The sequence below is a fragment of the Paractinoplanes ovalisporus genome (assembly GCF_016834655.1).
In the GTDB taxonomy this organism is placed as follows: domain Bacteria; phylum Actinomycetota; class Actinomycetes; order Mycobacteriales; family Micromonosporaceae; genus Actinoplanes; species Actinoplanes ovalisporus.
This window is the reverse complement of sequence record NZ_JAENHP010000001.1, coordinates 949,221-966,957: the sequence shown is the minus strand read 5'-3', so window position 1 is coordinate 966,957 and position 17,737 is coordinate 949,221. Positions and strand designations below refer to the sequence as shown.

Sequence of the window (17,737 nt, the reverse complement as noted above, 5' to 3'; positions counted from 1 at the left end):
CTTGATCTGTTCCAGATTAGGGGTCTAAGGTCTTCCCCGTGACGTCCGACCTCGCGGCGCGGCTGCGGGCGGTATCGTTGCGCGTGACCCGGCCCCGGCCGGCGGTGCTCGCGGCGCTTCGGGACCACCCGCACGTCGACACCGACACGGTGATCTCGCTGGTGCGGTCTGACCTTCCCACGGTCTCCCACCAGGCGGTCTACGACGTGCTGCGCGCGCTCACCGAGGCGGGCCTGATCCGGCGGATCGAGCCGGCCGGCGCGACCGCCCGTTACGAGACGCGGGTGGCGGACAACCACCACCACGCCGTGTGCCGCTCGTGCGGGGCCATCGCCGACGTGGACTGCGCCGCCGGTCACTCTCCCTGTCTTACCGCCTCCGACGCTCACGGGTTCGTGATCGACGAGGCGGAGGTCGTCTATTGGGGCACCTGTCCCGACTGTTCGGAAGGAAAATCATGAGCGACGCCCAAGACCCGAAGGCCTCCGGCTGCCCGGTCGCGCACGATTCCGTGACCGCGCACGGCAGCGAGAGCGAGAACCCGGCGATCGATTCGCCCACCCCCAAGACCGGCGGCCGCCCCCGTACGAACCGGGACTGGTGGCCCAACCAGCTCGACCTGTCGGTGCTGCACGCCCACTCCTCCAAGGGCAACCCGCTCGGCGAGAACTTCGAGTACGCCAAGGAGTTCGCCAAGCTCGATGTCGAGGCCCTCAAGCGCGACATCGCCGAGGTTCTCACCACCTCGCAGGACTGGTGGCCGGCCGACTTCGGTCACTACGGCGGTCTGATGATCCGCATGTCGTGGCACGCCGCGGGCACCTACCGCATCCAGGACGGCCGCGGCGGCGCCGGTGACGGCGGGCAGCGCTTCGCCCCGCTCAACAGCTGGCCCGACAACGCCAACCTCGACAAGGCGCGCCGCCTGCTCTGGCCGGTCAAGGCCAAGTACGGCCAGAAGATCTCGTGGGCCGACCTGCTGGTGCTCGGCGGCAACGTCGCCCTGGAGTCGATGGGCTTCGAGACCTTCGGCTTCGGCTTCGGCCGCCCCGACGTGTGGGAGCCCGAGGAGATCTTCTGGGGCCCCGAGGACACCTGGCTCGGCGACGAGCGCTACGCCACCGAGAGCACCATGACCGAGGGCGTCGGCGCCACCGAGATGGGCCTGATCTACGTCAACCCCGAGGGACCGAAGGGCAGTGCCGACCCGGCAGCGGCAGCGCACTTCATCCGCGAGACGTTCGCCCGCATGGCCATGAACGACGAGGAGACCGTGGCGCTGATCGCCGGCGGCCACACCTTCGGCAAGACCCACGGCGCGGGCATCGCCGACAACCACGTCGGCCCCGAGCCCGAGGGCGCCGAGCTCGAGACGCAGGGCCTGGGCTGGCTGAGCACCCACGGCAGCGGCAAGGGCAAGGACACCATCACCTCCGGCCTCGAGGTCACCTGGACCGACAAGCCGACCCAGTGGAGCAACCGGTTCTTCGAGATCCTGTTCGGCTACGAGTGGGAGCTCACCACGAGCCCCGGCGGCGCCAAGCAGTACGTCGCGAAGACCACGGACGAGATCATTCCCGACGCGTACGACTCGTCGAAGAAGCACCGGCCGACCATGCTCACCACCGACCTGTCGCTGCGGGTCGACCCGGCGTACGAGCGGATCTCGCGCCGTTTCCTGGAGAACCCGGACGAGTTCCGGCTGGCGTTCGCCAAGGCCTGGTACAAGCTGCTGCACCGTGACATGGGCCCGGTCAGCCGCTTCCTCGGCCCGTGGGTGGCCGAGCCGCAGCTCTGGCAGGACCCGGTTCCCGCCGTCGAGGGCGCGCTGGTCTCGGAGGCCGACGTCACCGCGCTCAAGGCCAAGGTGCTCGACTCCGGCCTGTCCGTGGCCGAGCTGGTCTCGACCGCGTGGGCCTCGGCCGCCTCGTTCCGCTCGACCGACAAGCGCGGCGGCGCGAACGGCGCCCGCATCGCCCTCGAGCCCCAGCGCAGCTGGGAGGTCAACGCCGCGGCGGCGCCCGTGGTCGAGAAGCTCAAGGGCATCCAGCAGGAGTTCAACGCCGCCGGCGGCGCGCAGATCTCGCTGGCCGACCTGATCGTGCTGGCCGGTTCGGCCGCGGTCGAGAAGGCGGCGTTCGACGCCGGCGTCAAGGTGACCGTGCCGTTCCACGCCGGCCGCACCGACGCGACCCAGGAGCAGACCGACGTCGAGTCGTTCGCCGTCCTCGAGCCCCGGGCCGACGGTTTCCGCAACTACCTGCGGCCGGGCGAGAAGACCCAGCCCGAGGTGCTGCTCATCGACCGCGCCTACATGCTCAACCTGACCGCGCCCGAGATGACGGTCCTGGTCGGTGGCCTGCGCGCGCTCGGCAACAACGTCGGCGGCAGCGCCCACGGCGTGCTCACCGACAAGCCGGGTGTGCTCACCAACGACTTCTTCGCCAACCTGCTCTCCCCGGGCACCCGCTGGAAGGCGGCCGAGAGCGGCGAGCACCTGTACGAGATCCGCGACCTCGCCACCGACTCGGTGAAGTGGACCGCCACCGCGGTCGACCTTATCTTCGGTTCGAACTCGCAGCTGCGGGCCCTGGCCGAGGTCTACGCGAGCGCCGACGCGACCGAGAAGTTCGTCACCGACTTCGTCGCCGCCTGGACGAAGGTCATGGACGCCGACCGCTTCGACCTGGCCTGATCCACCCATCAGGGAAGCCCGCCGCGAGCCGCTACGGCCCGTGGCGGGCTTTTCTTGTCGGTTGCCACGTCAGTGGTTGACGGTGGCTCCGAGCAGCGCGGTATAGCGCGCGAGCGTCCGGATGGGGTCGAGAACCGGCACCGGTACGGCCTTGCGGATGGGATCGAGCTCGCTCGACCAGAACGTGCACGCGACAAAGATCGCCTGGGCCTCCCCGTCGCGCCAGACGCGTTCGGCGATGGCCGGGCCGGCGGTACGGATCGCGGCCGTCATGTTCGCCAGCACCTGCTCGCCCGTGATGCGTGCCCGTTCCGCGGGGTCAAGTCCGCGCTCGGAGTCGACCTCGTCACCGGGCCGTTCGACCGGCACCGGGGCGCTCGGGCCGAGCAGGTCGAGAACACCGTAGTCGCGGGCCAGGCGCCGGATCCAGTTCGCGTCCTGCGGCAGGTTCTCACCCGGCCCGGAGGCGACGCCCGGATAGAGCACGGAGAACCGGCCGAACGATGGCGCGATCCGGGCCGCCGCCTCGAAGGGCCCGGTCACCGGCGTGGCGACCAGCTCTTTGGCCTGGCGGACGGCCGGGTCGGACGCGCAGGCGATCCCGATCGCGTCGAAGCCCTCCTCGTCTCCCTCGCGCACCGCCCGGAGCAGCGGGGAGATCAACACGTCCTCGGCCGGCAGATAGGCGCTGACCGGAAGCTCGGGGAGATGGCGGACGACCACCTCGGTGTCCGGGCCGACCGCGGCCTGCGCGATACGCCGGTCGCGCTCGGCGTGCATGTCGGTGCCGAGAGGGTCGATGAGCAGGATCCGTGCCATGGTCCGCCTTCCGCCGAGCTTGTCACCTCAGTGAACAGGGGCCGGACCGCGGCTGTCGATCTTCATCTCTCCTGGTGGTCGCCCCAGGTGGCCATCTCGCCGCCGGCCAGGCAGACGATCAGGAAGCCGTCGGGGGACGTCACCGCCCACGACTCGACGTCGGCGTGGGGGCAGATCAGCAGCTCGGCGCCGCTCGTGAAAGAGATCGTCAACTCGCCCGCCTCACCGGTGCGGGCCGCTCGCACCTCGTCACCGAGCAGGGTGGCCAGGTCGTCCGAGGGATGTTCGCCGGGCTCGACGATGATGCGGCCGGCGCCGGGGGCGGCGAGCTGCACGGCGGTCTCGACCAGCACCTGGCCGCCGCCGGTGAAGCTCAGCACAAAATGGTGACCCAGGCGGACGAACTCCAGTCGCCGGCCCGCGAGAAGCTCGAGCGATCGTCCCTGGCGCGGGCGCCGCCCGGCGCCCATGTCGGTGACCATGACCGGCAACATCTTTTACCTCCCCGGAGCGTCCCCGTGTCTGTGTCGAGCAGGAACGTATCCAGGGTTTTCATAACGGGGCCTTAAAGGTCCCGAAAAGATTCCTAGGCGGCGGCGAGCAGGCCGGACAGGCGGCGCAGCAGCTCCTGCGGGTTGAACGGCTTGATCATGTAGTCGTCGGCTCCGGCCGAGTAGCCGAGCTCGATGTCGCTGTCGTTGACGCGGGCGCTGAGGAACAGCACCGGAATGGTGGCCGTGCCGGCGTCGCGGCGCAGGTTCTCGCAGACCTCGAGGCCGTCCATGGCCGGCATGTTGATGTCGAGCACAGCGGCGTCGGGCCGGTGCGCGGCGGCCAGCTCGACCGCGGTCCGGCCGTTGGCGGCGTGCAGCGTGCGGAACCCGGCGACCTCGAGCTTCCACGCGATGAGGTCGCGGATGTCCTCGTCGTCCTCGGCGATCAGCACGACGGGCGCGGTGGTCGTCATGTTCATGGCTGCTCCTCGATCCGGGGGTGTGTCGCAACTGCCCGGTAGATCGACGGCGGCGAGCCCCGGAACAGGCAAGCGAAGGTTGCGGGAAAGTAGCCGCACCCTACGTTCAGTGACCGTCACCCAGAGTGGTGAAAATCCGTTCGCGGAGGCGTTCAGCGTCCGGATGGTGCAGGTCTTCGAGGATCGCGAGCGCTTCCGACCAGGCCTCGCGGGCCCCGGCCGGGTCACCCTCGGTGAGCTTCGCCTCGCCCAGGTGGACGAGCGCTTCGGTCTCGTTGAACCGGTCGCCGACCTCGCGGAACAACTCCAGCGCCCGCCGGTAGCAGTCGATCGCCTCGGCCTGCCGGCCCAGATGGTGGTATGCGTAGCCGACGCTGTCCCAGGTGTTGGCCTCACCGACCCGGTTGCCGATCTGCTGGTGCAGCGCGAGCGCGGCCTGACACCGGACGAGGGCCTCGTCGTGCCGGCCGAGCGCGATCAACGACCACCCGATGTTGTTGAGGGCGCGGGCCTGCCCGGCCCGGTGATCCAGGTCCCGGTATTCGGCCAGCGCGCGTTCGGCCTGGTCGAGCGCCTCGGGGTGACGGCCCTGACGCTCGTAGATCTGACCCAGGTTGAGGTGTGTGCGGGCCAGCCCGGCGTGGTCGCCGTCGGCCGCGAACAGCCGCAGCGTGTCGTCGAGGTGGCGGTACGCGTCGTCGTAGCGCCCGGTGCGGGTGTAGGCCCGGGCCAGTCCCCGGTGCGCGTGCGCCTGCCCGGCCCGGTCGCCGAGCCGCCGGGCCGCCGCCAGGGCCGCCTCGTGGGTCTCGATCAGCTCGTCCCACCGGCCGACGCGGTCGAGCACGTTGGTCAGCGCCGAGGCGAGCTGCCAGGTGTAGGTGTCGGGCCCCAGCCGGATGACGCTCAGCAGCACGTCGCGTTCGGCGGCGAACCATCGGGTGGCGGCCGGTTTGGTGCGCAGCGGCGTGATCGCCGAGCCCGGCGCCGGGGCGGGCATCGGCAGGGGGTCGCGGTGCGGGTCGAGCAGCAGGGCCGCCTCGTGCGCGGTGTGCAGGTAGTGATCGAGCATGCGCCGGGCCGCCGACTCCCGGTCACTCTCGGCGTCGGTCGAGGCGGCGAGTTCGGACGCGTACGCCCTCAGGAGGTCATGGAACGTGAAGCGTCCCGGCCGCGGTTCGCTGATCAGGTGGGCGCCGACCAGTTCGGCCAGGTGCCCCGCGGTCTCGGCCGGCGACCGCCCGTTGAGCGCGGCGGCCGCGGGCGCTCCGATGTCGGGGCCGGGATGGGTGCCCAGCAGCCGGAACAGGCGCGCGGCGGGCGGGCCGAGGCGCTCGTACGACCAGGAGAACACCGCCCGGGGGTCGGTCGCCGGATCGTCGTCGGCCAGCGGCGCCAGCCCCGAGAGCTGGTCGACGAGCGCGGTCAGCGGGTGTTCCGGGTGCATGGCGGCGCGGGCGGCGACGATGGCCAGGGCGAGCGGCAGCCGGGCGGTCCGGGCGAGGATCCGGTCGACGGCCTCGACCGGGGTCAGACGGGCGGCGCCGAGCCGGCGGGCCAGCAGCTCGCGGGCCTCGGCGACGGGCAGCACGTCCAGGCCGAGCGGGTGCGCCCCCTCGATCGCGATCAGACCGGCGAGGCGGTTGCGGCTGGTGAGCACCGTGCGGCAGCCGGAGGAGCCGGGCAGCAGCGGGCGTACCTGCTCGGCGTCGCGCGCGTTGTCGAGCAGCACGAGCATGCGGCGGCTGGTCATCAGGCTGCGGTAGAGATTGATCTGCTCGGGCAGGCCGGGCGGCACCCGCTGCGGGCTCACCCCGAGCGCGTCGAGGAAGCTGCGCACCGCCTCGGCCGGGGTGACGGCGGCGCCGGTCGGGTCGAAGCCGCGCAGGTTGACGTAGAGCTGGCCGTCGGGGAAACGGCCGGCGACCCGGTGTGCCCAGTGCACGGCCAGCGCCGTCTTGCCCGCCCCGGCCGTGCCGGCGATCACCGTGATGGTGACGGTTCCGGCCGGGTCGAGCAGCCGGTCGAGCTCGCGCAGGTGGCCGGCCCGGCCCGCGAACACCGGGGACGCCGCCGGCAGGAGGGCCGGGGTGACGTCGACCGGCGGGTTCAGGGCGGGCTCGTCGCGCAGGATCTCCGCGTGCCGGCGGCGCAGGACGGCGCCGGGGTCGAGCCCGTACTCGTCGCGGAGCCGCCGCGCGGTCTGATGGTAGGTGTCGAGCGCGTCCGAGCGGCGTCCGTCGCGGTGCAGGGCCAGCATCAGCGCCCCGGTCAGCCTCTCCCGCAACGGGTGTTCGCGCACCAGCCCGGTCAGCTCGGGCACGGTCCGGTGGTGTTGCCCCGCGGCCAGCTCGGCCTCGGCCCAGTCCTCCCAGGCCGACAGCCGCTCCTCCTCCAGCCCCGCACCCACGCGGTCGCGCAGCCGGTCGGAGGCCACGTCGGCCAGCAGCGGGCCGCGCCACAGCGCCAGCGCCTCCCGCAGCGCCGCCGCCCGGGCTTCCGGATCGGCGAACTCACGGGCGCGGGCGACCAGGTCGCGGAAGCGGTGGGCGTCGACCCGGCCGGGTTCGACCTCGGCCGCGTACCCCTCTCCGCGCCGGACCAGACGGATCCCGCGGCCGCCGTCGCGTTCCGGGTCGAGGGCGGTGCGCAACCGGGCCACATGGGACTGGAGCGTGGCTGCGGCGGTGTGCGGCGGGTGCCCCTCCCACAGCAGGTCGAGCAGGCGGTCGAGGGGCACCACCCGGCCGGCCTCGAGCAGCAGCAGGCCGAGAGTCAGGCGCTGGCCGCGGCGCTGCCCGAGGGCGAGCGGCTGCTGGTCGTGCCGCACCTCCAGCGGCCCCAGAAGCCGGAAGTCCATCAACGGCACTCTATCAATGGCCGGGCGTGTCAAGTCGGTGTCAAGACGCGTAACCGACTCTGGGTGTTCTGCACGTGACGAACAGTCCGCGCACACGGGGGAGTTACATGAGAACAATGAAGAATCGTCCCTCCACGGGGGAGGGACGATGACCCTGTCCTATCCGATCGACACCTGGTTCCCCGCGACGTCACCGGTCGGCGACCGGCTGCGGAGGCTGCGCACCCGGGCCGGCCTGACCCAGGAACAACTCAGCGCGCGGGCGGGAATCGCGCCGCGCACCATCCAGAAGCTGGAGGCCGGTCAGGTCGCGGTGCCCCGGGTGAGCACCCTGGCCCGGCTGGCCGAGGCCCTGCCGGTCGACGACGGGCCGGCGCCCGCACAACTGCCCCGGGCCGGGGCGGTGTTCGCGGGCCGGGCGGCGGAGCAGGACCTGCTCGACTGCTGGATCGGCGCTCCGGACGGGGCGCCGGTCGTCGTGGTGGGGCCGGCCGGGGCGGGCAAGTCGGCCCTGGTGCTGCGCTGGGCCCACACGGCCCGCCACGATTTCGCCGACGGGCAGCTCTACGCCGACCTGCACGGCTTCGACCCGCACGGGCCGCCGCTGCCGCCGACCGCGGTGCTGGCCGGATTCCTGGGTGCGCTCGGGGTGCCGCCGGAAGCCGTACCGCCGGGTGAGGAGGAACGCTCGGCCCGGTTCCGCAGCCTGGTCGCCGACCGTCGCCTGCTGGTGGTGCTCGACAACGCGGCCGGGGCGCGGCAGATCCGGCCGCTGCTGCCCGGGTCGGCCGCCTGCGCGGTGGTGGTGAGCAGCCGCCACCGGCTCGACGACCTCGTGGTCCACGAGGGGGCACGCCGGTTGACCCTGGGCGGGCTGAGCCGGGCCGAGGGCCGCGAGGTGCTGGCCCGTCTCGCCGGCCCGGAGCGGGCGCGCGAGGCCGAGCACGTGCTGGACGCGTGCGGCGGCCTGCCGTTCGCGATCAGCCGGGCCGGGGCTCACCTGAGCGGCGGTCCACGGTGGACGACCTCGATGGGTGCGGCGCTGGACGGCTCGTGGCGGGCGCTCTCCGGGCCGGCGGCGGCGCTGCTGGCCCGGCTCGCCCGCCGGCCCGAGCCGGTGGTCGAGGTGCGCTCGCCGGACGGCCCGGAACGGGCCGCGCTGGACGAACTGTGCGCGCTGCACCTGATCGCCGAAACCGCACCCGACCGCTACACCTTCCACCCGTTTGTGCGGGAGCACGCCCGAAGTGCGGGTGAGATGCGGGGCGCGGACGTGTTCTGACCACCCCCTCCTCGGCGACGCTCGAGGCCGGACGTGAGAGGGAGGTGAAACACATGCCGATCGACCAGGAGTACATCGAGGAGCCGGTCACCGCGGTGCCGGACACCGAGGTGCAGGCGACGCCGAGCGAGGACGAGGTCGTCGAGGAGACGCTCGCCTACGAGGTGATGCTGCTGCAGACCTCCTACTACTAGGAGACCTGCGCGTCTGAAGGCGCCGGGGCCTGACGGGCCCCGGCGTCGCGGCCCGCGAGACGTTCGAGGTGCAGAGATGAAAGTACGACTCAACAGCGCGGTCAGCCTCCTTCCCCCGTCGGACCCGGGACGACGCTGGACCGCCGAGAACCTGCTGGAGCGCCACCGCTACCAGGTGTCGGACGCCGCCGCGGCCGCGCTCGTCGCCGCGGTCCGCCCGCAGGACAGCGCCGAGCTCGCCGAGCGCCTGGCGCGGCCGGGCCGCCCGGTGACGTTCTGGACCCGGATCGTGGACAGCCTGCTGCGCACCGGACTGATCGTGGACCCGGCGGCCGAGGAGGCCGACCCGCACGCCGCCTGGCTGACCTCGGTACGGGCCGCCTGGGCCCGCTACGGATGGCGCGAGGCGGCCGAATACCACGCCGTCACCTTCGACTACCCGTGTCTCGACTACACCGATCTCAAGGCGGCCAACGCCGCCGACCAGGGCCGGATGCGGGGCTACCAGAGCCGCGAGGCGGACGACGACCGTTGCAAGCTCGACCACGCCGACCGGCCCGGGCTGCCGCTGCCGGAGACGTCGCCCGAGCTGGTGACCGGAACCGCCGCGCAGGTGTGGGGTGAGCGGCCGGCGGGGGTGCCGCTCACCCCGGACGCCTTCCGCACCGTGCTGTCGCTGGGTTTCGGGGTCGTCGGCGCGCGGGTGCCGCGCACGGACTCGGCGCCGCTGCTGTTGCGTACGAGCCCGTCCGGCGGCGGCCGCAACCCGTCCGAGGGTTACGTGCTGGTCCGGGACGTGCCGGAGGTCGAACCCGGCTGGTACCACGTGACGCTGCGGCCGTTCAGCCTGCGCCGGTTGCCGGCCGAGCCACCGGACGAGGACGCGCTGCGGCGGATGTTCCCGCACTCGGTGGCCCGCTATCCGTTCCGGGCCCGTGCCATCACCGTGCTCACCAGCGTCTTCGAACGCAACATGTACCGCTACCGCGAGCCGCGCACGTTCCGCACGGTCCACATGGACGCCGGGCACATCGCCGGGACCATGTCGATGGCCGCGCGGTCGCTGGGGGTCGCGGCCGGCATCGGCTACTGCGACCGGGCGGCCGAGATCGAACGTGTGCTGGGCCTGGACCCGATGACCGAGGGCTACATGCTCACGGTCGTCCTGGGCGACGGGACGGCGGTGCGCCATGCCCGCGACTGAGCCGGTCATCGCCCGCCGCTACACGCGCAGCGACCCGCGCGGCTCGTACCCGCGCATCACCGGGGCGCCCGAGCCGGCAGTCAACCGGGTCGCCCTGTTCTGGCGCCCGATCGTCGATCTGACCCCGAGCCCGCACGCCGGGCTGCGGATGCGCATGCTCCACCCGGTCGCGCGGTGGCTGGCCGAGCCCAAGGACGGGCGCATCGTCTGGTTCTCCCGCATCGGGGTGCCCGGCCTGCGGCGCCAGGTGCTGCGGCACGCCGGGCTCGACCCGTACGACTGCTCCGGCCCGCCCGGGCTGGCCGAGGATCTGCGGACCCCGGACTGGCGCAACCTGGTCGCCGTGCTCGAGCGCTTCGGCGAGCTCGACGACCACCTGCGCGCGCTGGTCGTGTTCCACCTCGCGCAGCTCTCGTTCACCGAGTACGCGCTGCGGCTCACCGGCGACGTCGAGCCGACCGGCGAGGCAGGTCGCGACCACTACGCCTACCAGGTGGCGCGGGCCCATTCGCGGGTGCCGGGGCACACCGACCGGGCCGTACGGGTCTTCGAGCGGATCGCGAGCACGACCCCCGACCCCCGTCTGGCCGTGCTCGCCGCCGCCCAGGGCGTCAGTCACGCCGTACGGGGAAAGGGTGAGACCGCCCTGGCGCACCGGTTCGAAGGTCTCGGGCTGGCGGTGGAGATGGCCGCCGACTCGTGGCACGGTCACCTCGCCCGCAGCCGCTTCCACCGGGCACTGGCTCTGCTGCGGATGGTCGAGCGCGACCTCGGCGGGATGCGGCGCGAACTGCGGACCGCCTGGTGGTGCAACGACCAGCTGTTCGCGGCCCCGGCCGACGAGGTGTCCACCATGGTGGCCGTCGAGAACCGGCGCATCCTGCTGGAGAGTGAGATCAAGGCCGCCTCCCGCGCAGCTTCGGACGTTCCGCCCGGCACCGTTCGCGAGTGGTGCGGCGAGCTGGAGCGCATGGACCCGGACTGCGTCGAGACCCGGCTCGTGCTCGGCGACGGCTACGCGGCCGCGAACGACCTGCCCCGGGCCGCGCGGTGGTATGCGGCCGCGGGTGAACTGGGCACGAGCGACGGCGCCGTCGGGTGGTTCCGCGCCGGGCAAGCCTTTGACCGGCTGGGCGAGCGCGAACGGGCCGTGCAGGCCATGGGCCGCTGCCTCGAACTCGACACCACGGCCGTCGAGCCGCGGCGCTACCTGAAGGAGGCAGCCTCCGATGGTGACTGAGCGCGCCCGCCCCGACGCCGCCGAGGCCTCCGCCCCGGTCCGGGCGGTGCTCGGCCTCGGCCTGCCGATCCTGGTCGGCTCGCTGTCGGCCGTGCTGGCCGGCCTGGTCGACACGGCGATGATCGGGCACTACGGCAGCGCCGAGCTGACCGCCGTCGCGGCCTCGTCGGCCGTCTTCGACATCTTCGTCAACATCCTGATGGCGTCGCTGATCGCCCACCAGATCGTGGCCGCGCGGTCGGCCGGGGCGGGGAATCCGGGCGGCATCCGGCGGTCGCTGCGCGCTTCGCTGGCCTATTCGGGGGCGATCGCGCTGCTGCTGGCCGTGCTCACCTGGGCCGCCGGCGGATGGCTGGCCGGTCTGATCGGCGGCGACGACCCCGGCCTGCGCGACCTCGCCTCGGGCTATCTGTCCGCCCGGGCGCCGTCACTGCTGCTGCTCGTGCCGTTCGGCCTGCTCATCGCCACGTTCGGCGCCTACAAGCGGCCCCGGTACGCGATGATCGCCGGCCTCGGTGTGAACGCGGTCAACCTCGGCCTGGACGCTCTGCTCATCTACGGCCCGGGCCCGTTCCCCGAGATGGGCGCGGTCGGCAACGGCCTGTCCACGACCGTCGCCACCGCCGCCGGGCTGGTCTTCCTGATCGTGGCCGCGGCGCGCTTCGAGCCGTTCCGCGAGATCCGGCGGGCCGAACCTGCCGAGGCCGGGTTCGAGACCTCGGTGCACAAGCTGTCGTGGCCCGCGATGGTCTCGACCGCCGCCGACTACGGCGCCCTGGCGCTGTTCTTCGTGGTGGTCGGCCTGGCCGGCACGGCCGCTCTGGCCGGTGGCCGGATCGGCGCCGAGCTGCACGTGCTGGTCTTCGCCGCGCTCACCGCGTTCGCGGCCGCGACCCGGATCCTCACCGGCCGGGCGGTCGGGGCCGGCGACCTCGAGGCGGCCCGCCGGCACTGGCGGGCCGGGCGCCGCACGATCCTGGCCGGGGTGGTGCCGCTGGCCGTGCTCTTCCTGGCCGCCCCGAACGCGCTGGCGTCGGTGTTCACGTCGTCCCGCGAGACCGTCGACGCGGCCGGCTCGGCCATCGTCGTCGTCGCGTTCACCCTGCCCCTGATGGCCTGGTGCCTCGGCTCGACCAGCCTGCTCAAGGCGCTCGGGCGTACGGGCTGGGACATGTGGGCCAACCTGGCCGCCGCCTGGCTGGTGCAGCTGCCGGTGGCCTGGGTGCTCGCCGTCCCGCTCGACCTCGGACTCGAAGGCGCGTTCGCCGGACTGGTCGCCTACTGGCTGGCCCGCGCGGTCGCCTCCGAGGTGCTGGCCCGCCGGGCCTTCCACAAGCTGACACAACCCGAGGAGCAGTCGTGAAAGATGACACCTGGCCGCTCGGCCTGCGCATCCGGCCCGCCGCCGAGACCTCCTCGGTCGAGGTGAGCGACACCGTGACCGGGCGGCGCTTCCGCTGGTCGCCCGAGGCGCTGGCCGGCCTCATCCTCGACGACGAGCGGCGGGCGGCCTGGACCGAGGGGTTGCGCGACCCCGGTTCCGGCCGGGACGAGCTCGCCGGCGGCTGGCGGCACTGGCAGGAACGGGGCTGGTTCCCGTCCGACCAGTACTACGTGGCCTCGCGGCGCTGGGTCTACGCCGACAGCGACGACCCGCGCGGCGAGGTGCGGACCGCCGCTCTGCAGGACTACCTGGCCGCTTCGGGGCCGCCGCCGGCCGAGGTGCTGCCGGACGGACCGGTGACCGAGCTGGACCCACCCGCGCGTCCGGCCGACCGGGAGCTGGCCGACCTGCTCACCAGCCGGCGCACCGGGCGGCGCTACCGGGACGAGCCGGTGCCCTCCGAACAGCTCTCGGGCGTGCTGTGGCACGGGCTCACCGGCGTACGGGAAAGGCGGGAGCGTATCTCGGAGAGCGACCCGTTGTCCTATCTCGACAGCTTTGGCTCGGCCTGGGACGTGCATGTCTGCGTCTACGCGGTGGACGGCGTCGAACCGGGGGCCTACCGCTATGACCTCCTCGGCCACCGGCTGATCGCGACCCGGCCCGGGGACCACCGCCACGCGATGATCGACGTGCTGCAGGGGCAGCGCTCGCCGTCCACCGCCGCGTGGACCATCGGGCTGGTCGCCGACTTCCCCCGCTACCAGTGGCGCTACCGGCACGAGCACGGGCTGCGCCGCCTCTACCTCGAATCCGGGGTGCTCGGCCAGGAACTCGCGATCGTCGCCCACGCGTACGGCCTCAGCACCCTGATCACCCCCGCCCAGAAGGACCGGGCCTACCTCGCCCTGCACGGCGACCTGCCCGACGACCGGTACGCGCCGGTCTACACGCTGACGATGGGCCGCTCGCTGGGCACCCGCGGCCACTTCCTGGCCGATCCCGGGGAGCCGGCATGACCGGGGCGGTCGTCGCCGGCGGGCCGGTCACCGAAGCGCTGTTCGCGGCCGAGACCAACGGGCACTTCACGCTCGGCGGCAGCGGATCCGTGGTGGCGTACGTGAAACGCACCGCCGACGGCGAGGAACTGTGGACCGGTGCGCCCGGCCACCACGTGCGCCGGGCCGGGCACGAGGGCGAGCGCATCACCGGCCCCCGGTTCGCGGCCGGGGGCGACACGGTCTTCTACCGCCATGCCCGGCGTGGACGCGAGGCCTGGAACCTCTCCGCCGTACGGCTTTCCGACGGCTCCCGCCGGACGATTCTGGGCGACGGAAGCCTGGCCGAGTTCTGGCTGTCCCCCACCGACCCTGAGGCCCTGGTGCTCAGCCGGCGACCACGGCAGGACCTCTACGACGCAAGTCTGCGCCCGCTGGCCGCCAACCCCGGCTACCACCGCTGGCTGATCGACAACCGGCTGCGGCCGCGCGGCGGGATCGTGCTCGCCGCCGACGGATCGGCCCGGGTCGAGCTGGGCGCCGACCTCGCCCGGGCGCGCACGGTGCTCACCGTCGACGCCGACGCGGTGCCGGATCTCGCGGTGCTGCGGTTCAGCCGCGACGACGAGCGGCTGTTCCTGGTCACCAGCGCCGGATCCCCGGTGCGACGCCTGCTCTCGGTGACGGCCACGGGGGACGTCACCGAGCTCTTCGCCCATCCCGGTCTCGACCTCGGCGGCTATCCGGTCGCGGCGGACGGGGTGTGGTTCGACCCGCGCACCGGCGAGCCCGACCTGTGCGCCGTGATGGATCAGCGGCTGCGCTACCAGCCGCTGACCGCCCGGGCCGCCGACCGGGTCGCCGAGCGCCTGCGCCCCGGCGACGACGGCACACCCGTGTTGACCGGCCGCAGCCACGACGACCGGGTGTGGCTGGTCAGCACCGTGCACTCGGACGGGCCGCTGCGGCACGGGCTCGTGCGGGCCGGCGAGGCCGAACAGGTCGTCGCACACAACCGGCCCGAGCTGGTCGGCGCGGGCCTGCCCGGACTGCGCGACTTCCCGTTCGTGGCGAGCGACGGCCGGCCGCTCACCGGCTATCTGCTGCGTCCCGGCGAGGCGGACGGGCCGCTGCCGACCGTGGTTCTGGTCCACGGTGGACCGATTGCCCGCGACACGTGGCGCTTCCACGCCGAGGCGCAGTATCTGGCCGCCCTCGGCTACCAGTCGCTGCACATCAACTTCCGCGGCTCGGCCGGCTTCGGCGCGGCCTTCCGGCTCTCCGGCTATGGCGAGTGGGGTGGCCGCATGCAACAGGACCTCTACGACGCGGTGGTCCACGGTGTCGAGCTCGGCCTGGTCGACCGCGCCCGGGTCGCGTTCCTGGGCAGCTCGTACGGGGGTTACGCCGCCCTGCTGGCCGCCTGCACCCGCCCCGACATCGTCCGGGGCGCCATCGCCGTGAGCCCGCCCTGCGACCTCGTCCGGTTCGCGGCCGAGCCGCCGGCCTACTGGCGGCCGCTCGTGCGCCAGCTGCGCCGCCAGGTGCTGCAGACCGCCGACGGCCGGCCGGTCGAGAGGTCCCGGCTCGACCAGCGGTCGCCGATGAGCGCGGTCGGCCCCGGCAGCGCCCCGATGCTCATCGCGCACGGCGCCCGCGACCCCCGCATCCCGATCGCCGACGTGACCGGGTTCGTCGGCCACGCCCGCGACCTCGGCGTGCCCGTCACGTTCCTGCGCTTCGACGACGAGGGGCACGTCATCCACGCCGACGCCAACCGGGCCCGGCTCTACCGCGAGATCGCCGCGTTCCTGGAGGTGCGCCTTGCCGCCCGCTGAGTCCCCGATCCGGGCCCGTTACACCCGGCACGATCCGCGTGGGGCCTTCCCGCGCCGCGCCGGCGGGGCCGGGATCGAGGCCAACCGCCTGGCGATGTACTGGCGCCCGATCATCGACCTCGGCAGCTGCCCCTTCCCGGCGATCCGCATGCGGCTGATCCGCGGTCTCGACGACGGGCTGTGGTTTTCGCGGCTGGGCGTGCCCGGCCTGCGCCGCCAGGTGCTGCGGCACGCCGGTCTCGACGACTACGACTGCCCCGATCCGACCGCGCTGGCCGAGGAGAAGCAGAGCCCGCGCTGGCGCTCGCTGGTCGCCGGGATCCGCCGCTTCGACGAGCTCGGCGACGACCGGCGGGCGGCGCTCGTGCTGCACCTGGCCCAGCTCTCGTTCAGCGACTACGCGGTCGCGCTGGCCGGTGCGGTCGAGCCCACCGGGGAGCCGGAGCGGGACGCGTACGCCTATCACGTCGCGCGGGTCCGGTCCCGGCTGCCCGGTCGGATGGCTGCCACCGTGCCCCTGTTCGAACGGCTCGCCGCCACGGCCGCCACGCCCCGGCTGGTCGTCCAGGGCTGCTTCCAGGTCATCGGCAACACCGTCGTCAGCGGGGGCGACCTTGCCCTGGCCCGGCGCCACGAACAGCGAGCGCGCGCGGCCATGCGCCCGGCCGGGGGCTGGCACGACCACCTGGTGCTGAGCCGCCTGCACCGCGCGTTCGCCATGCTGCGCGGAGCCGAGGGCGACCACGAGGGACGGCGGGCCGAGCTGCGGGAGGCCCGGGCCCACAACGACCGGCTGATGGCCGAGCCACTGGACGAGCTGGTGGCGCTGGAGGACCGGGCACATTTGGCCGACATCGCCATCACCGGCGGCCTCACCGACCCGGCGGTCACCCCGGCCCGGATGCGCGAACTCGCCCACGAACTGGCCACGCTCGACCCGTACTGCGTGCAGAGCCGTCTGGTGGTCGGCGACGCCTACGCGGCCCTGCACGACTACGGCGAGGCCGCCCGCTGGTATGCCGCCGCGGGCGAACTGGGCACCGGCGACGGTGCAGTGGGCTGGTACCGGGCCGGGCAGTGCCACGCTCTCGCCGGTCGCCCGCGTGAGGCGGCCGAAGCCATGGGCCGCTGCCTCGACCTGGACACGACCGCCGTCGAACCACGGGAGTACCTGCTGAAGGAGGAACTGACATGACCCTCGTACCGCCCCTGGTCGAACGCATCGAGGCGATCGGCCAACGCGCCGGATGGCGGCTGTCGTCGGAGTCGATGACCGGGCGCCTGCTGCGCACCCTGGCCGCCACCAAGCCCGGCGGGCGTTTCCTCGAGGTGGGCGCCGGCATCGGGGTCGGCTCGGCCTGGCTGCTCGACGGCATGGACGAGACCTCGGCCCTGACCACCCTCGAGGTCGCCCCCAACGTGGCCGCGGTCTGCCGCGACCTGCTCAAGCACGACAGCCGGGTCACGGTGGTCACGACCGACGCCGGCGCGTGGCTCGAGGCGTACGACGGCGAGCCGTTCGACTTCGCGTTCGTCGACACCACGGTCACCAAGTTCGACCGGCGCGACCTGGTGCTGCGGCATCTGCGCGACGGCGCCCTGTTCGTCGCCGACGACCTGTTGCCGCAGGAAAAATGGACCGAGGCGCACCACCCGCGCGTGGAGCGGTTCCGCCGCGAGATCATGGAGGAGCCGGATCTGGTGCCCACGCTGGTCGACTGGGCGTCGGGGCTCGTGATCGCGGCCCACCGCCGGTCGTCGTGACGATCCCGACGCTCGGCCGGGTCTCACCGGACGAGTTCCGCACCTGTCTGCGCGGGCACGCCGCCGGGGTCGTGGTGGTGACCGCGCTCGGCCCCGACGGCCCGGCCGGCCTGACCGTCACCTCGTTCACGGCGGCCTCGCTGACGCCACCGCTGGTCTCGTTCTATGCCGATCGGCGCTCGCGCACCTGGCCGGTGATCCGCGGGGCCGGCCACTTCGGCGTCAACCTGCTGGCCGCCGGACAGCCGGCCCTGGCGCAGACCTTCGCCCGCCCCGGCGCCGACCGGTTCGCCGCCACCGCGTGGTCACCGGGCGCCGCCGGGGTGCCCTGGCTGAGCGGCGCGCTGGCCCATCTGTCCTGCGCGGTCGATCAGGTCGTCGAGGTCGGCGACCACTTTCTGGTCGTGGGCCTGGTGCTGCACACCGCGCCCGGCGCCGGCGCCCCGCTGGTCTATCACGAGGCGCGCTACACGACGGTCGCCTGACCGC

At 73.3% G+C, this 17,737-nt stretch carries 16 protein-coding genes; 12 read left to right on the top strand and 4 right to left on the bottom strand.

Annotation, left to right across the window (positions count from 1 at the left end; all coding sequences use genetic code 11):
• Nucleotides 1-38: 38 nt before the first annotated feature.
• Nucleotides 39-461 (top strand): Fur family transcriptional regulator, encoded by a 423-nt coding sequence (locus JIG36_RS04405; protein WP_203374659.1) that lies wholly within the window; start codon nucleotides 39-41, stop codon nucleotides 459-461.
• Nucleotides 458-2,695, top strand: a complete 2,238-nt coding sequence (gene katG / locus JIG36_RS04400; protein WP_203374658.1) for a catalase/peroxidase HPI — start codon at nucleotides 458-460, stop codon at nucleotides 2,693-2,695. The genes JIG36_RS04405 and katG overlap by 4 nt, the downstream gene beginning before the upstream one ends.
• A 69-nt stretch (nucleotides 2,696-2,764) precedes the next feature.
• Here katG and JIG36_RS04395 read toward each other — a convergent pair whose 3' ends face one another.
• The 4 genes from JIG36_RS04395 to JIG36_RS04380 all read right to left on the bottom strand — a co-directional run bounded on the left by JIG36_RS04395 (nucleotide 2,765) and on the right by JIG36_RS04380 (nucleotide 7,344).
• Nucleotides 2,765-3,514, bottom strand: a complete 750-nt coding sequence (locus JIG36_RS04395; RefSeq protein WP_203374657.1) for an aspartate/glutamate racemase family protein — start codon at nucleotides 3,512-3,514, stop codon at nucleotides 2,765-2,767.
• Between the two features lie 62 nt (nucleotides 3,515-3,576).
• Nucleotides 3,577-4,008 (bottom strand): DUF6188 family protein, encoded by a 432-nt coding sequence (locus JIG36_RS04390; RefSeq protein WP_203374656.1) that lies wholly within the window; start codon nucleotides 4,006-4,008, stop codon nucleotides 3,577-3,579.
• A 92-nt stretch (nucleotides 4,009-4,100) separates the two neighbouring features.
• The gene (locus JIG36_RS04385) at nucleotides 4,101-4,487 is read right to left on the bottom strand and encodes a response regulator transcription factor (protein WP_236045514.1); all 387 of its coding nucleotides are present in this window, start codon (nucleotides 4,485-4,487) and stop codon (nucleotides 4,101-4,103) included.
• A 106-nt stretch (nucleotides 4,488-4,593) separates the two neighbouring features.
• Nucleotides 4,594-7,344, bottom strand: coding sequence for an AfsR/SARP family transcriptional regulator (locus JIG36_RS04380; RefSeq protein ID WP_203374655.1), 2,751 nt, complete (start codon nucleotides 7,342-7,344; stop codon nucleotides 4,594-4,596).
• A gap of 148 nt (nucleotides 7,345-7,492) precedes the next feature.
• Between JIG36_RS04380 and JIG36_RS04375 the strand changes: the two genes are divergently transcribed.
• The 10 genes from JIG36_RS04375 (at nucleotide 7,493) to JIG36_RS04335 (ending at nucleotide 17,733) form a co-directional block, all read left to right on the top strand.
• Nucleotides 7,493-8,626 (top strand): helix-turn-helix domain-containing protein, encoded by a 1,134-nt coding sequence (locus JIG36_RS04375; protein WP_203374654.1) that lies wholly within the window; start codon nucleotides 7,493-7,495, stop codon nucleotides 8,624-8,626.
• Between the two features lie 53 nt (nucleotides 8,627-8,679).
• The gene (locus JIG36_RS04370) at nucleotides 8,680-8,820 is read left to right on the top strand and encodes a hypothetical protein (protein WP_203374653.1); all 141 of its coding nucleotides are present in this window, start codon (nucleotides 8,680-8,682) and stop codon (nucleotides 8,818-8,820) included.
• Between the two features lie 76 nt (nucleotides 8,821-8,896).
• Nucleotides 8,897-10,024 carry a SagB/ThcOx family dehydrogenase gene (locus JIG36_RS04365; RefSeq protein ID WP_203374652.1) on the top strand — a complete coding sequence of 376 codons (1,128 nt, stop codon included), beginning with the start codon at nucleotides 8,897-8,899 and terminating at the stop codon, nucleotides 10,022-10,024.
• A complete protein-coding gene (locus tag JIG36_RS04360) occupies nucleotides 10,011-11,264 on the top strand; it encodes a tetratricopeptide repeat protein (RefSeq protein ID WP_203374651.1) in 1,254 nt (417 codons plus the stop codon). Before JIG36_RS04365 ends, JIG36_RS04360 begins: the two co-directional genes overlap by 14 nt.
• Complete coding sequence (locus JIG36_RS04355) at nucleotides 11,254-12,627, top strand: MATE family efflux transporter (RefSeq protein ID WP_203374650.1); 1,374 nt, start codon at nucleotides 11,254-11,256, stop codon at nucleotides 12,625-12,627. Before JIG36_RS04360 ends, JIG36_RS04355 begins: the two co-directional genes overlap by 11 nt.
• Nucleotides 12,624-13,667 carry a SagB/ThcOx family dehydrogenase gene (locus JIG36_RS04350; protein ID WP_203374649.1) on the top strand — a complete coding sequence of 348 codons (1,044 nt, stop codon included), beginning with the start codon at nucleotides 12,624-12,626 and terminating at the stop codon, nucleotides 13,665-13,667. Before JIG36_RS04355 ends, JIG36_RS04350 begins: the two co-directional genes overlap by 4 nt.
• Nucleotides 13,664-15,484, top strand: a complete 1,821-nt coding sequence (locus JIG36_RS04345) for an alpha/beta hydrolase family protein (RefSeq protein ID WP_203374648.1) — start codon at nucleotides 13,664-13,666, stop codon at nucleotides 15,482-15,484. The genes JIG36_RS04350 and JIG36_RS04345 overlap by 4 nt, the downstream gene beginning before the upstream one ends.
• Nucleotides 15,471-16,679, top strand: coding sequence for a tetratricopeptide repeat protein (locus JIG36_RS04340; RefSeq protein WP_203374647.1), 1,209 nt, complete (start codon nucleotides 15,471-15,473; stop codon nucleotides 16,677-16,679). Before JIG36_RS04345 ends, JIG36_RS04340 begins: the two co-directional genes overlap by 14 nt.
• Nucleotides 16,676-17,248 (top strand): O-methyltransferase, encoded by a 573-nt coding sequence (locus JIG36_RS51580; RefSeq protein WP_236045513.1) that lies wholly within the window; start codon nucleotides 16,676-16,678, stop codon nucleotides 17,246-17,248. Before JIG36_RS04340 ends, JIG36_RS51580 begins: the two co-directional genes overlap by 4 nt.
• Complete coding sequence (locus tag JIG36_RS04335; protein ID WP_307872566.1) at nucleotides 17,245-17,733, top strand: flavin reductase family protein; 489 nt, start codon at nucleotides 17,245-17,247, stop codon at nucleotides 17,731-17,733. The genes JIG36_RS51580 and JIG36_RS04335 overlap by 4 nt, the downstream gene beginning before the upstream one ends.
• Nucleotides 17,734-17,737 lie beyond the last annotated feature (4 nt).

Coding starts and splice junctions, on each gene's coding strand:
- katG (WP_203374658.1), top strand. CDS start 458: ATGAGCGACGCCCAAGACCCGAAGGCCTCCGGCTGCCCGGTCGCGCAC.
- JIG36_RS04395 (WP_203374657.1), bottom strand. CDS start 3,514: ATGGCACGGATCCTGCTCATCGACCCTCTCGGCACCGACATGCACGCC.
- JIG36_RS04390 (WP_203374656.1), bottom strand. CDS start 4,008: ATGTTGCCGGTCATGGTCACCGACATGGGCGCCGGGCGGCGCCCGCGC.
- JIG36_RS04385 (WP_236045514.1), bottom strand. CDS start 4,487: ATGAACATGACGACCACCGCGCCCGTCGTGCTGATCGCCGAGGACGAC.
- JIG36_RS04380 (WP_203374655.1), bottom strand. CDS start 7,344: ATGGACTTCCGGCTTCTGGGGCCGCTGGAGGTGCGGCACGACCAGCAG.
- JIG36_RS04375 (WP_203374654.1), top strand. CDS start 7,493: ATGACCCTGTCCTATCCGATCGACACCTGGTTCCCCGCGACGTCACCG.
- JIG36_RS04370 (WP_203374653.1), top strand. CDS start 8,680: ATGCCGATCGACCAGGAGTACATCGAGGAGCCGGTCACCGCGGTGCCG.
- JIG36_RS04365 (WP_203374652.1), top strand. CDS start 8,897: ATGAAAGTACGACTCAACAGCGCGGTCAGCCTCCTTCCCCCGTCGGAC.
- JIG36_RS04360 (WP_203374651.1), top strand. CDS start 10,011: ATGCCCGCGACTGAGCCGGTCATCGCCCGCCGCTACACGCGCAGCGAC.
- JIG36_RS04355 (WP_203374650.1), top strand. CDS start 11,254: ATGGTGACTGAGCGCGCCCGCCCCGACGCCGCCGAGGCCTCCGCCCCG.
- JIG36_RS04345 (WP_203374648.1), top strand. CDS start 13,664: ATGACCGGGGCGGTCGTCGCCGGCGGGCCGGTCACCGAAGCGCTGTTC.
- JIG36_RS51580 (WP_236045513.1), top strand. CDS start 16,676: ATGACCCTCGTACCGCCCCTGGTCGAACGCATCGAGGCGATCGGCCAA.